9 protein-coding genes are annotated in these 14529 nt (G+C 47.8%); 8 read left to right on the forward strand and 1 reads right to left on the reverse strand.

What is annotated here, in order from left to right; genetic code table 11:
- The first annotated feature begins 108 nt into the window (after positions 1-108).
- The 3 genes from ACYVF1_RS18045 (at position 109) to ACYVF1_RS18055 (ending at position 7605) form a co-directional block, all read left to right on the forward strand.
- Complete coding sequence (locus ACYVF1_RS18045) at positions 109-2514, forward strand: ABC transporter permease (protein WP_461081337.1); 2406 nt, start codon at positions 109-111, stop codon at positions 2512-2514.
- A 55-nt stretch (positions 2515-2569) separates the two neighbouring features.
- Entirely contained in the window at positions 2570-5035 is a 2466-nt protein-coding gene (locus ACYVF1_RS18050) for an ABC transporter permease (protein ID WP_461081339.1), read from the forward strand.
- Between the two features lie 137 nt (positions 5036-5172).
- Positions 5173-7605, forward strand: a complete 2433-nt coding sequence (locus ACYVF1_RS18055; protein ID WP_461081341.1) for an ABC transporter permease — start codon at positions 5173-5175, stop codon at positions 7603-7605.
- Between the two features lie 23 nt (positions 7606-7628).
- Here the strand turns inward: ACYVF1_RS18055 and ACYVF1_RS18060 are convergent, their stop codons facing one another.
- Complete coding sequence (locus ACYVF1_RS18060; protein ID WP_461081343.1) at positions 7629-8099, reverse strand: Uma2 family endonuclease; 471 nt, start codon at positions 8097-8099, stop codon at positions 7629-7631.
- A gap of 59 nt (positions 8100-8158) precedes the next feature.
- On the opposite strand from ACYVF1_RS18060, the gene ACYVF1_RS18065 reads away from it, so the two are divergent.
- From ACYVF1_RS18065 to ACYVF1_RS18085, 5 genes are all read left to right on the forward strand, one after another.
- The gene (locus ACYVF1_RS18065; protein ID WP_461081345.1) at positions 8159-10582 is read left to right on the forward strand and encodes an ABC transporter permease; all 2424 of its coding nucleotides are present in this window, start codon (positions 8159-8161) and stop codon (positions 10580-10582) included.
- A 134-nt stretch (positions 10583-10716) separates the two neighbouring features.
- Complete coding sequence (locus ACYVF1_RS18070; RefSeq protein WP_461081347.1) at positions 10717-13125, forward strand: ABC transporter permease; 2409 nt, start codon at positions 10717-10719, stop codon at positions 13123-13125.
- Between the two features lie 250 nt (positions 13126-13375).
- Positions 13376-13939: a hypothetical protein gene (locus ACYVF1_RS18075; RefSeq protein WP_461081349.1), complete on the forward strand. Its 564-nt coding sequence runs from the start codon at positions 13376-13378 to the stop codon at positions 13937-13939.
- Between the two features lie 99 nt (positions 13940-14038).
- Entirely contained in the window at positions 14039-14299 is a 261-nt protein-coding gene (locus ACYVF1_RS18080) for a hypothetical protein (RefSeq protein ID WP_461081351.1), read from the forward strand.
- A gap of 61 nt (positions 14300-14360) precedes the next feature.
- The gene (locus ACYVF1_RS18085; protein ID WP_461081353.1) at positions 14361-14528 is read left to right on the forward strand and encodes a hypothetical protein; all 168 of its coding nucleotides are present in this window, start codon (positions 14361-14363) and stop codon (positions 14526-14528) included.
- The last annotated feature ends 1 nt before the right edge of the window (position 14529 follow it).

The raw sequence follows: 14529 nt of genomic DNA on the forward strand, positions 1-14529 counted from the left end.
TTGCGGACAATGCGCCCTTAAACTTGACATAAAACTCTTTGATAATCAGTACTTTAATTTTCTGGTACGGCATTTGGGCAACTAGATGTGAACCTGCTTCAAGTTGTTATGCTACGAAATTATCTGCTCATCGCCTTTCGCAATTTGCGGAAACACAAAGCGTTCAGTTTCATCAACATTGTGGGTGTAGCCGTTGGGCTGGCGTGTTTCCTGCTCATTGCGCTCTACGTTAAAGACGAACTCAGTTACGACCGCTATAACGCCAATGCCGATCGCATTTATCGCGTTACCCGTACCTTCCTTTCATCGGAAGGTACCCCTTCGCTGAAGCTAGCGCAGGCGGCTCCACCGTTTGGGCCCTTGATTAAGCAGGATTTTCCGGAAGCCGAACAGGTTGTGCGCACCATCGACAACGGCGCCCTGATTAAATATGGGGAACATTCCTTCAACGAAGACGACGTGTTCTTTGCAGAAGCTAATCTGTTTAAAGTATTTGATTTTAAGATCACTAGCGGTAATCCGGATCAGGCGCTGGTCAATCCGTTTTCAATCATGTTTTCCCGGCCAATGGCTGAGAAATATTTTGGCAAAGAAAATCCGATTGGCAAAACGGTTCGGATCGGCAACCAGTTCGACATGATCGTAACGGGTGTGTATGAACCCCTGCCTACCCAGTCACATTTTCATCCTAACTTTCTGATTTCCTTCAGTACGTTCAACGATAACCGCGTTTATGGGGCCGAACAGCTACGTACCAATTGGGGCAACAACGCCTTTAATACGTATATGCTCCTCAAGCCCGGCGTTGACCCAAAACGCATTGAAGCAGCTTTCCCGGCCTTTCAGAACAAACATATTCCATCTGGAGAAGGCGCAAAGCCGTCGACCTGGTCGGTGCTGAACCTGCAAAACGTAGCGGATATTCATCTTTACTCCCATACTGATTCAGAGGTAGAGCCCACCGGCGACATCAGTTATATTTATCTCTTTTCGGCCATCGGCTTGTTCATTTTGCTGATTGCCTGCATCAATTACATGAATCTGGCGACGGCCCGTTCGGCGGGGCGCGCCAAAGAGGTGGGGATGCGCAAAGTTGTAGGGGCTTTGCGCACCCAGCTCATCAGCCAGTTTCTGAGCGAGTCGTTTGTGCTGGTCATTTTTGCCCTGATAATAGCTATATTTCTTGTGGTGCTCGGACTGCCTACGCTAAACGATTTTACGAAAAAGCAACTGGCACTCAATCAATTGCTTGATCCAGTTTTTCTTACCATCCTGCTTAGTATTACGTTACTGACGGGGTTGGTAGCAGGCAGTTATCCGGCTTTCTTCCTGACGTCGTTCCGGCCGCTGGGCGTATTGAAAGGCCAGATTGCCTCAACCATGCGCAGCGGTAAACTGCGGCAGGTATTGGTAATTACGCAGTTCTCCATCGCTATTGCACTTATTATCAGCACCGCCATTGTGTATAATCAGATGAAGTACATTCAGGACTATCGACTGGGCTACGCCAAAGACCAGGTACTGATTATCCACGATGCGAGCGATTCTACGACCAATTACGAAACACTTAAAGAGCAGTTTATCCAGACAGGTTCGGTACGTGGCGTAGGCCGTTCGTCGCGCATACCGTCGGGACGGTTGCTCGATTCGCAGGATGCGAAGGCAATGAAAGGTGATACGATGACTCCGGTTAAAATCAATCTGCGCGGGTTACGTGTCGATTACGATTTCATTCCGACGTATCAAATCAAAATGGCAGCCGGACGTAATTTTTCCCGCAACTATTCGACCGATACGTCAATGGTTGTGCTGAACGAAACGGCAGCACGTCAGTTAGGCTGGACACCCGAACAGGCCATTGGCAAGCCATTCCAGTACGGTTCGGCAAAAGGACAGATTATTGGCGTGACAAAGGATTTTCATTTCGAGTCCCTGCACCAGCAAATGGCGGCACTGGCTATGGTCATGAGCACTGACAATTTCAACTGGTTGTCGATTCCCCTAAAAGGCGACGTACCGACGGCCGTGAAAAACGTAGAATCAGTCTGGAAACGCTTTTTCCCCGGTCGCCCTTTCAACTATCAGTTTCTGGATGAACGTTTCGGTCGACTCTATGCCCGCGAGCAGACGCAGCAAACGCTGTTCAGCGTTTTTGCCGGTATTGCCATTCTAATTTCGTGCATGGGGCTGTTTGGCCTGTCGATGTTCATGGCCGAGCAACGTACCAAAGAGATCGGTATCCGCAAAGTGCTGGGCGCGTCGGAAATTAGTCTGGTGGCGCTTTTCTCTAAGGATTTCATGAAACTGGTCCTGGTGTCGCTGGTCATCGCGTCGCCCGTTGCCTGGTGGGCCATGCATAACTGGCTGAATGATTTCGCCTACCGCACCGACATTCATTGGTGGGTATTCGTGCTGGCGGGCGGCCTAACGATCCTGATTGCCCTACTAACCGTAAGTTTTCAAAGCGTAAAAACCGCGCTGACGAATCCAATAAAGAGTTTACGTAGCGAGTAGAGACAAGGCATGCCTCCGCAACGGCGGACCGGTCTCTACGTAAATCTTCTGTAATATGCTTCTCAACTATCTCAAAATCGCTGTTCGAAATTTGCTACGTAGCAAATCGTTTTCAGCTATCAATATTTTCGGTTTGTCGGTCGGAATGACCTGCTGCATGCTATTGCTGCTGTATATACGTAGCGAATTATCGTTCGATAAACATCACCAGTATGCCGATCGGCTGTATCTGTTAGGTCAGGAAACCATCATCGGAAGAGGTAATAAAGGCGCAGGCAGCGAAAAGAATGCTACAGCATCGGCTCCCTATGCATTTTCGTTAAAGTCAGAGTTTCCGGAAATCGAACAAGTTTCCCGCTTATGGATGAACCTGATCGACGATAAAGCACTGCTTCAGGTTCGGGAAGGCGGGAAAGCGGTCAAATCATTTTATGAAACCAAAGGTTACCAGGTCGATTCAACCTTTTTTGACTTGCTTTCGTATCAGTTCACGGAAGGAAATCCACGTAGCGCTTTAGCTGACCGCAACTCGGTAGTATTGTCGGAAGAAATTGCCCATAAACTGTTTGGTACTACGTCGGCGCTCAACAAACTGATACGTATCAGCGGCACAACGGGCAACGGTGAAGAATTTAAAGTAACGGGCGTATATCGGGATGAAAGCGCCCGGTCGCATATCGATGCCAAGTTCTTTTTACCGATGTCGGCAGGCTGGGTCGGCGGTTTTTTGCGCGAGGGTAAAGTGGATTTCTGCTGCAATAATATGTTTGTTACGTACCTGAAGTTACGTTCCGGTGCAGATCCGGGCAAGTTGCAGCAGAAGTTTCCGGCCTTTATGAAGAAGTATGCCAGCAACGACCTGAAAGCGGTGGGTTTCGACAAAAAACTGTTCCTCGTTCCGGTACCTGAACTGCATCTTTTCGATGAAATAAATACCATTGTTACGCCCACCAATACCACTACCTACCTTTATATTCTTGCGTCGATTGCGCTGTTTACGTTGCTCATTGCCTGTATTAATTTCATGAATTTGTCGACGGCCCGCTCGGCAAAACGGGCAGCTGAAGTTGGCGTTCGGAAAGTGATGGGGGCCGAACGAGGTTCGCTCATCGGGCAGTTTCTGGGCGAATCCATGGTACTGTCGTTACTGGCACTGGTGATCGCCGTCGTGTTGGTAGCGGTAACTTTAACCGTTTTCAACCAACTGACTGCCAAATCATTACAGATTTCAGAATTATTCGAACCACGTATTGTACTGACGTTTTTAGGATTAGCGCTACTGACGGGTATACTGGCCGGTAGTTACCCCGCTTTTTATCTGTCGTTGTTCAATCCGGCGCAGGTGCTGAAAGGCAAATTCAGTAATACGTTATCGGCAGTCGCGCTACGTCGCGGGCTGGTGGTGTTTCAGTTCGTAATTTCGGTTGGCCTCGTACTGGCTACGTTCGTTATACAGGAGCAAATGAGTTTCCTACGTAATAAGTCGCTGGGTTTCACGCAGGATCAACAGATTGCTATTTCGCTCAGCAGCCGGGAAGCGCACGAGGTTTATACAGCGTATCGCAACGAAATACTGCAAAACAATCAGGTAGCTGGTGCGGCCGGAACTCAGTATTATCCGGGAATAAATAATGCGACTGACTTTCTTTTGTACAAACCTGAAGAAACGGCCTTGAACGGCCGCAGCGTCAAAACGAATCAGGTCGATTACGACTACCTGCAAACAATGGGTTTTAAACTGGCAACAGGCCGTTTGTTTTCCCGCCAGTTTCCGGGCGATACCAACAACCGGCTCGTTGTGAATGAAGCGACGCTACGTAAATTCCAGATTCCACTGAATAAAGCGGTTGGCCAAAAGCTGAATTTCGATTGGCAGGGTAAAACGCACCATTTCGAAATTGTGGGCGTTCTCAAGGATTTTCATTACGAAAACCTCCATCAGACGATCGAGCCATTTACATTCCTGCTGAATAGCCGGCCTGACTATAATTACATTATTGTGCACGTAAATACGGCCAATATGACGAACGTGCTGGGTTTTCTGGAGCAGAAATGGAAAGCGTTACGTCCCGATGAGCCGTTTCAGTACACATTTCTGAACGAAGATTTTCAGAAAAATTACGAAGCCGAAGCCCGAACGTCACGTATCGTGAGCTACTTCACAGCTATCTCAATTTTGATTTCGTGCCTGGGCCTGTTTGGTCTGGCGGCTTTTGCGGCTCAGCAACGTACCAAAGAGATCGGTGTTCGGAAAGTATTAGGCGCTTCAACGACAAACATAGTGCTTTTGCTTTCCAAAGATTTTCTGACGCTGGTTGTTATCGCCATCCTGATTGCCTCTCCGGTGTCGTGGTACGCGATGGACAAATGGTTGCAGAATTTCGCGTATAAAATTGATATTCCGTGGTGGATATTCGTGGTGGCCGGAGCGTTGGCGTTGGGCATTGCGTTCATCACAGTCAGTTTTCAAAGTATCAAAGCTGCGCTGATGAATCCAGTGAAATCACTACGTAGTGAATAATCTGATCGAACCGCCGACGCGGCCGGGATTGAGCAGATTGATGGATTTTGTTAGTTGATAATGCGCTTCGAAGAAGCGAAAACAAAATCCAGAAAATCCATCAATCTGCTCAATCCCGGTTCCAACACCCTATATAAATGCTTACTAACTATATCAAAATCGCCTGGCGGAATCTGGTCCGCAAACGTGCCTTTACGTTGCTTAATACGTTGGGACTGAGCGTGGGCGTAGCGGCTGCGCTGTTGTTGTTTCTGGTGGTACGTTATGAGCTGAGTTTCGATACGTTCCATACGCATTACAAACGGATTTATCGGGTAGCCCGCCACGATATTTATCCAAACGGAAGCGAGAGTTTTACTCCGGGCAGTGCACTCCCGGTAGCTGCGGCACTCAAAACCGATATTCCTCAGTTTGAAAAGGTTGTGCCCGTTTTCGGTACACTTGACCCGCAGGTTACGGTATTAGGCAGCGATTCGAAAGCGACCAATTCGAACTCAAAATTTATTGAGCGAGGAGAAGGCATTCTGGTTGAACCAGACTTTTTTAACCTCTTCGATTTCCGTTGGATTCTTGGTCAGCCAGACGTACTGAGCCGTCCGAACGTAGCAGTATTATCGAAAACATTTGCTGAGAAATATTTCAAGGATCACCAACAGGCTATCGGGAAATACATACGTATCAACAACCAGACAACCATGCAGGTGGTCGGCGTACTGGAAGACGCGCCGAAAACAACTGATTTTCCGGTAAATCTGGTGATTTCCTATGCCTCGAAACGCGCCCGACCTGACCTGTTTGGTTTTGGGGATTTCAACAACTGGGGCAGCACAAGCAGCAATGACCAGATTTTTGTGCTGATGCCAGAAAAATTTTCGGTAGCTACAGCCAACTCCCTGCTCGATAAATTTGCGCTGAAACATTATGAGGACCGGAAGGCTAATGATCGAAAAACGCATTTTCTGAGTCCACTGGCCGATATGCACTTCGACGAACGTCTAGCCAATTTTACCAGCAAAACGATCCCCAAAGAACGTATTCAGAATATTGCGGTGGTGGGCATTCTGATTTTATTGATGGCCTGCATCAATTTTATCAATATTTATTCGGCGCTGGCAACCCGACGAGCCAAAGAAGTGGGTGTGCGGAAAGTGCTGGGCAGCCATAAATGGCAACTGGTGTTTCAATTCCTGATCGAGACGTTTCTGGTGGTGCTGGCATCGGTTAGTCTGGGCGTTATGCTGGCGTACTGGGCACTCCCGCTGATTGAAAAAGTCTTCGACATACCAGCCGACTCATCGCTCTATTTTACCCCTGAAACGAGCCTTTATCTGATCGGATTACTGTTGGTGCTCACGCTGCTTTCGGGCCTGTATCCATCGTTGATTCTGTCGTCGTTTTCGCCACTGGAGGTATTTCGCAAGAGTTTGTCGAAAGGCTGGATGCGGGGCGTGTCACTACGTCAGGGGCTGATCGTTTTTCAATTTGCAACAGCGCTCGTGTTGATTATCAGTACTGTTATCAACCTGCGGCAGATGGATTATCTGAACCGACTCAACCTCGGCTTCGAAAAAGAAGGCGTCTTTACGCTCAATATGGATACCGAGTACCGTTCGCGATATAATACGTTCCGTAACGAACTGCTAGGTTTGCCGGAAGTAAAAGCCGTGTCCTTTTCGTCTGATCACCCGTCTTCTGAAAATAACTGGCGAAGTAGTTTCGCGTTCACAAATCTGTCGAAAGAAGAAGATTTTGAAATTTCGATGAAGTACGCAGATGGGGATTATTTCACTACGTATGGCATCAAGTTTCTGGCCGGCGGTCCCTATGCCGTCAATGATACAATCAACAAGCTGGTAGTGAATGAAACCCTGCTCAAGAAGCTGGGCATCAAAAATCCCGAATCCGTAATTGGCAAGAAACTTCGCGTCGGCGGCTCGGAACCCAAGCCAATTATTGGCGTCGTAAAAGATTTCCATACAGAATCGGCCCGGCAAGCGATCAATCCATTACTGATTACGATTTCCGATAGATTTTACTGGGATGGAGGCATCAAAATCCAGTCGCGAAATTTGCCGCAAACCGTTGATAAAATTAAGTCGGTCTTTGAAAAAACGTTCCCGGAGGTGGCTTTCAATGGGAAATTCTACGACGAAAGCATCAACAACTATTATAAAGCCGAACGGCAAATGGGACTGCTTTATCGGGTTTTTGCCGGGCTAACTATTTTTATTGCCTGCCTGGGCCTGTTTGGACTAGCCGCTTTTACGGCCGAAGCACGTACCAAAGAGATTGGCGTTCGGAAAGTACTGGGGGCGTCGGTGATCAGTATTATTTCGCTGCTTTCCAAAGATTTCCTGAAACTGGTTTTCGTGGCGATTGTCATTGCTTCGCCGATTGCCTGGTATCTAATGCGGTCGTGGCTGCAGGATTTTCAGTATAGAATTGGAATTGAGTGGTGGGTTTTTGCGCTGGCCGGTCTATTGGCAATCGCGATTGCGCTGCTAACCGTGAGCTTTCAGAGTATCAAAGCCGCACTGGTGAATCCGGTGAAATCACTACGTAGTGAATGATTTATAGAGACCGGTCTTGACAGTTAGCCCTCGAAGATTTCGCTTAGGTTGAGTTGGAGGCCCGTCACAGGATCAGCAACTATTCCGGATGAGAAATTGAGTTGTTGACGGTCAGGGAGCAGGATTGAAACAGTTTGTACGGTTGGCACAACTAACCACACCGACTTTACACCCGCCGGAAAGTGCTTTTTATAGATGCGGTCAGTCAGGCTATTTAAACTTTGCTCGGGAGAGAGAATTTCAATGGTTGTTAATGGTACGTCCTGGACTATGATTTCATCAGCCAGCCAATCTACCTTGCGTTTCGGCATAATGGAAAGATCAGGGCGAGTTTTACCAGATGCAAAATCGAAATCAAGTTCAGTAAGGATACTATATTGAGTACGGTAGGCCAGCATCAATAAAAAGGCCAACCGACTCTGTACTTCAGAATGGTTATAGCTCGACATTTTTTCGTCTTCGAGGTCGATGGGTTGTTCGATAACGGTCTCCATAGTGTAAGGACGTTTTTACAAGACGAGCTTTTTAATAAAGGTAACGAAAACCAAGCAAGATGCTTACAAACTACCTAAAAATCGCCTGGCGGAATCTGCTACGTAACAAGGCATTTTCGGCCATCAACATCGTTGGGCTGGCCTTCGGGCTCGCTACGTGTCTGCTCATCAGCTTGTTCCTGCTCGACGAACTGAGTTACGACCGGTATAATGATAAGGCCAACCGCATTGTACGCGTTGTGTTTCACGCTGTTATGAACGGTGGGGAAATTAATGAAGCGAACGTAATGCCGCCCGTTGCGCCAACCCTGAAAGCTGATTATCCGGAAGTCGAAGCAGCTACCCGAATACATACCGTTGGCTCGCCCAGCATTATGGTTGGCGAAAAAACGTTCCGGGATGATCGCCTGGCTTACGTCGATTCAAATTTCTTTCAGGTTTTCTCACTGCCCCTGATTCATGGCGATGCCAAAACGGCTTTGCTGCAACCCAATACAGCTGTTATTACGCAGGATATGGCCCAAAAATGTTTCGGCAATGAAAACCCAATTGGCAAAGTTGTAACGATAAAAAGCTGGAACGCGCTCTTCAAGGTGACCGGTGTGATTGACCGTATGCCAGTCAATTCCCATTTTCATTTCGATATGTTGATGTCGATGGCGGGCGTTTCGGATGCGAAATCACCCTCGTGGATGACGTCGGGTTTCTTTACGTATCTGGTGCTGGCCAAAGGATACAATCCAAAACAACTGGAAGCCAAACTGCCGCAGATGGTCAACAAATACATGGGGCCACAGCTTCAGCAGGCGTTTGGTATGACTATGACCCAATTTCGCCAGAAAGGAAATGAGATTGGTTTCAGAATTCAACCCCTGACCGATATTCACCTGCACTCGAATCTGACGGGCGAGATAGAAGCCAACGGCGATGTTCAGTACGTGTACATTTTCGGAGCCATTGCCGTGTTCATGCTGCTGATTGCCTGCATCAATTTCATGAACCTCAGCACGGCTGGCGCTTCGAAACGGGCCAAGGAAGTGGGTATTCGCAAAGTGATGGGTTCGGTACGGCAAAGTCTGACGAATCAGTTTCTGATTGAGTCGTTATTGCTCACTATGATTGCGCTGGTGCTGGCAATTGGCCTTGTGTATATGGCGTTGCCGCTCTTCAATGAACTGGCGGGCAAAGCACTGGCCTTGAATTTTGGTGGTAATAACTGGCTGTTACCTGGTCTGCTGATGCTGGGCATAATCGTAGGGATTCTGGCCGGTAGTTATCCTGCTTTTTTCCTGTCGTCGTTCAAACCAATCGCCGTACTCAAAGGCACCAAATTTACCGGCGACCGGAAAAGCATTGGGCTACGTAGCGGTTTGGTAGTGGTTCAGTTTTTCATTTCGATCATTCTTATGGTCGGCACCACCGTTGTCTATCAACAGTTGAATTACATCCAGCACAAGAAATTAGGCTATTCCAAAGAGCAGGTTTTAGTACTGCCCGATACGTGGCAACTGGCTAAAAATGAAGCGGTTTTCCGCAACCAGATTATGCAGGACCCTCGCGTGGTAAACGTCAGTATGTCAGGCTATCTGCCAGCGGGGCCGAGCTATAATAACAACTACATGATGTTTCCGGAAAGTAATCCGACGCAGTATGTGAAAGGGGTTCGGTACAATGTTGATTACGACTACATTCCGACGCTGGGTATGCAGATGGCAGCGGGCCGAAATTTTTCCAAAGAATATGGCACCGATTCATCGGGCGTGATTATCAACGAAACAGCCGCCCAAACGCTTGGCTGGAAGAACAATGCCCTTGGAAAAACTATCGGCCACGCCGAAAATGAGGGCGCGAAGAAACTATACAAGGTGATTGGCGTTGTGAAAGATTTTCATTTTCGGTCGTTGCACGAGTCGATTTCTCCGTTGGTGATGACGCTCGGCGAGAACTCTGGAGCAGTGATTATCAAGGCAAAAACGACGGATGTAGCTGGCCTGCTGGCTTCGCTGGAGAAAGAATGGAAAAAACTCACTACCGATGCGCCTTTTACGTATTCGTTCCTCGACAAGCGGTTTAACGATACGTATCTGGCCGAACAGAAAACCGGACGTATTCTGGGACTATTCGCGGGGCTGACCATTTTTGTGGCCTGCCTGGGGTTGTTTGGCCTCGCTACGTTCACTGCCGAACAACGTACCAAAGAAATCGGGGTTCGGAAGGTACTTGGCGCGTCGGTGGGCAGTATCGTTACGTTGTTGTCCAAAGATTTCCTCCGGCTGGTGGCCATCGCGATTGTACTGGCGAGCCCGGTGGCGTGGTACGTTATGAGTCGGTGGTTGCAGGATTTCGCGTATAAAATCGATATCCAATGGTGGATGTTCGTACTGGCAGCGGTATTGGCCGTAAGCATTGCCCTGATAACGGTAAGCTTCCAGAGCATCAAGGCCGCGTTGATGAATCCGGTGAAGTCGTTACGTTCTGAATAATATGAACCGGGATTTAGCTGATGTAGGGATTCTCAGGATTTTGTTTTCGCTTCTTCGAAGCGCATTAATCAGATGAAAACAAAATTCTGAGAATCCCTACATCAGCTAAATCCTGGTTCCAACCCTTTACCACTATGCTTCTTAACTACTTCAAAATTACCTGGCGAAACCTGCTACGTAATCGCGCGATCAGTACGATCAACATTGTTGGTCTGAGTACTGGTCTGGCCGCCGTCATGTTTATTCTGCTCTTTGTGCAGGATGAGGTATCGTATGATCGCTTCCATTCGCAACGTGATCAGTTGTATCGGGTCGTATTGAACACCATTACGCCGGAAGGTAATGAAGTTTTTACAAGCGCAACGGGCATTCCGCAGGGGCCAGCCTTTTCAGCTGAGTTACCAGAAGTAGTTGAATTCTGCCGGGTGCAAGGTTACGAGATGCTTGTCCGCCAGAAAGAAGACGTAGCGTATAAACAGGTAATGTATGTAGATCCTACTTTTTTACGCCTATTTAGTTTCGATTTACTAGCAGGTAATCCAAATACTCTCCTGAACGATCCAGGTAACGTTGTGATCACCGATGAGATGGCCAGCAACTACTTTGGTACGACAGACGTATTAAATCAACTTCTGACCATCGACGCGGGAGGAAGTTTCGAAACGTATCGCATAACCGGTGTCGTAAAAACACCGCCCATCAATTCAAGCATTCGATTCGACATACTACGTCCGTTTGTAGCAACGCTTCCACCTGACCACAAAGACTGGCACGAACAGGATTGGTCGGATGGATTTCTAAACACATTTGTACTACTGCGCTCCGACGCCAACCCTGCTACGTCGGAACGGAAACTGGCAACGGTGTTTGAAAAATATGCCAGTCAAATGCTCGCGCAACTGCGTAAAGAGCATAGCTCATTCACCCTGGCGTATCATCTCCAGCCTTTCACGGCTATGCATCTCGATGCCCGTTACGACATGGGCAATGGGTTGCAACGAGGCTCATCGTCGGTGTACTCATACATACTGAGTGGCATCGCCGGGCTGATTTTGTTGCTCGCCAGTATCAATTTCATTAACCTGACGCTGGCCCGGTCGCTACGTCGAACCAAAGAAATCGGTGTTCGTAAAGTTACGGGAAGTACCCGTTGGCAACTCATCGGGCAGTTTGTGAGTGAAACGTTTCTTCTCACATTGCTGGCCTTAATTCCAGCAATCGGATTGGTGTACCTCCTGCTTCCGCAATTTTCAACTCTCACCAATAAAGTCTTAGAAATAACCTATCTCACCAATCCGCAAACTCTTGGTTTATTCGCTGGTCTGGTCATATTGGTTACCTTACTGGCTGGCTTTTACCCGGCTCGGGTATTATCTCGTTTTAATCCTACGCAGATTCTGTATAGTCGCCTTCGGTTGGCCGGGAGTAATAAAGTAGGAAAAGGGCTGCTTGTTTTTCAGTTTTCGATTGCAATCATACTCATGATTGGAGCCGTTGTGCTGCATGAACAATTCGAGTACATTCAAACAGCAAATGTAGGGTACGAACGCGCCGATCGTGTACGAGTTTATGTTCCCTGGGGCCGCGAAAAACAGGGGGAACTAGTGAAGCAGGCACTTCGGCAACAGATTGGCATTGAGTCGGTTGCCCGAAAATCGGGTGGTCATCGGGCGGGTACGTATTACGTCGATAATAAATCGGTCAAATCTGGAAATGAGTGGATCGACGACCAATATCTGAACCTGGTAAATATTCCCATTCTGGAAGGCAGAGGATTAAGTGCAGCTAATCCTACAGATAGTGTATCTAATATTCTGGTCAATGAGACGTTTGCCAGGCAATTTCTGGCCCCGAACCGATCGGCTATTGGACAGATTATTCAACGGCAAACGGACGATAATACTCGTTCTAATCTGACTATAGTTGGTGTTGTACGCGACTATCAATATCGCTCGCTACGTGACAAACCGGAGCCTGTTTTGTTTCAGCTCGGCAAGCCCGAACAAATGAATCAGTTATACGTCAAATTAACGCCCAGGCAGGCGCAAACAGGCCTACAAACGATTGAGCGTACATTCAAACGATTGATTCCCTACCAACCGTTCTCCTATCATTTTATGGAAGACGACCGTTTAGAGGATTACGCCGACGATGCCCGTTGGAAACAGCTCATTACGTATGCTACGTTGCTGGCCATTCTAATTGCCGGATTAGGTTTATTCGGGCTGGTTTCCCTGACGATTGAACAGCGAACAAAGGAAATCGGAATCCGTAAAGTGCTGGGTGCCAGCTCTCTGGGAATTACCCAGAATCTATCCGTCAATTTTTTAAAGCTGATTGCATTTGCCTTCGTGATTGGTGCGCCCATCGGTTGGTACGCTGCCCGTTTCTGGCTCGATACGTTTGTGTATCGAATAGAGCTGACCGGGTGGGTTTTCGTATTCGTGGGCCTTACGGTATTAAGCGTTGCCCTGTTAACGGTAAGCTTCCAAAGCATCAAAGCCGCATTAATGAATCCAGTGAAGTCGCTACGTTCCGAATAACACACGCTACGTAGAAACAAGGTACGCCTTGTCTCTACAACCGGATAGTTGATCGACCGAATTGGAAAAAAGATTCCTGAAAACGCAGCCTGACGTAATGGGTCTATAAATAGGCATTGCACCTAGTCTGAGTTATAACCTGGTTTTGTAAATGTCGAATTGTGCTTGTTACCGTAAGTTTTTAATCGACCAAAGCAGCGTTACGTAATTCGGTTACGTCTTTGAGGGCAGAATAAATATAACTATCGACATGAAAAAACTCCTCCTTAGTGCCTTCCTGCTGACCAGTACGTTCGCCATTGCTCAACAGCACATTAGTCGCAATATCAATGACGACGGCAAAACCTTATCGATTCGGGTTAACGGCACCGTCGACGGTAAGGACGTTGATTATGACCGCACATTTGACGTATCCAATCTGACAAAGGAAGAGCGGACAGCGTTACGGGAACGTGTACTGGATTCATTGAACGTATCGATGCCTATAGCCCCTCCCGCGCCCAGAGCACCGCGTGCTCCCAGGGAGTTGCGATCTCGTGAGTCGATTTCCATCAACAGTAGCGACGGCTCGACAATATCAGTCAATAACGGTGATAATCAAACAGTAGCCGTTACGGCCGGTGGCGACAAACCCTTCTCAAAAGTAGTACGGTATAATTCCGATTCTGGAAAATTGTACCTGCGTTACCGCTTCAATAAAGATGGCGACGAAGTTTCATACGAGCGCACGATTGATGCTCAGAATAAATCACAGGATGAACGACAAAAAATGATTGAGGACATTGAAAAATCCATCGGCATTCCGACGAAGTAGTTAGCATGGGGCAGAGGGGTTCTGGCAAAAGGAAAACCAGCGCCATCCCACCCTCTGCCCATGCCCATTGCCCTAAGCTCTTTTAACACAAATACGACCATGAACGCAAAAACACTCGAACAAGTCTATCACCAGATGTGTACCCGCCGGGACGCTATCAGTCAGCATTTTCTGGCTAATCATACGCTCAAAACAAGTGACCCTACGAGTTATGACCGATACCGAAAAGAACTTCGTGACATAAACAAGCGGCTTCGGATTATACGCCAGTGCATCCCGTCGAACCCTATTTTAGCCATGGAAAAAGCCGCATTTACCGAAGCAAGTACGTCGTTCCTCCGACAGATTACTACGTTCTGAGTAGCACGGGCGGAGGACCAAATAACCAACCCTCTGCCCAATACCCTAGCCCCCATGCCCGATGCTACGTAAACATCTTAAAATCGCCGGGCGGAATTTCATCCATAACAAAACGTTTTCGGCCATCAACGTACTAGGGCTTGCCCTTGGCCTGACTTCCAGTGTGCACGAAATCGCCGACGGACGTATCGTCTACTATCATTACGTTCCGAATAAACACACTCCGTAGA

The organism is Spirosoma flavus, assembly GCF_054778555.1.

Excerpts from the sequence above, each read along its gene's own strand:
- ACYVF1_RS18045 (WP_461081337.1), top strand. The coding sequence starts at position 109 with ATGCTACGAAATTATCTGCTCATCGCCTTTCGCAATTTGCGGAAACAC.
- ACYVF1_RS18050 (WP_461081339.1), top strand. The coding sequence starts at position 2,570 with ATGCTTCTCAACTATCTCAAAATCGCTGTTCGAAATTTGCTACGTAGC.
- ACYVF1_RS18055 (WP_461081341.1), top strand. The coding sequence starts at position 5,173 with ATGCTTACTAACTATATCAAAATCGCCTGGCGGAATCTGGTCCGCAAA.
- ACYVF1_RS18060 (WP_461081343.1), bottom strand. The coding sequence starts at position 8,099 with ATGGAGACCGTTATCGAACAACCCATCGACCTCGAAGACGAAAAAATG.
- ACYVF1_RS18065 (WP_461081345.1), top strand. The coding sequence starts at position 8,159 with ATGCTTACAAACTACCTAAAAATCGCCTGGCGGAATCTGCTACGTAAC.
- ACYVF1_RS18070 (WP_461081347.1), top strand. The coding sequence starts at position 10,717 with ATGCTTCTTAACTACTTCAAAATTACCTGGCGAAACCTGCTACGTAAT.
- ACYVF1_RS18075 (WP_461081349.1), top strand. The coding sequence starts at position 13,376 with ATGAAAAAACTCCTCCTTAGTGCCTTCCTGCTGACCAGTACGTTCGCC.
- ACYVF1_RS18080 (WP_461081351.1), top strand. The coding sequence starts at position 14,039 with ATGAACGCAAAAACACTCGAACAAGTCTATCACCAGATGTGTACCCGC.
- ACYVF1_RS18085 (WP_461081353.1), top strand. The coding sequence starts at position 14,361 with ATGCTACGTAAACATCTTAAAATCGCCGGGCGGAATTTCATCCATAAC.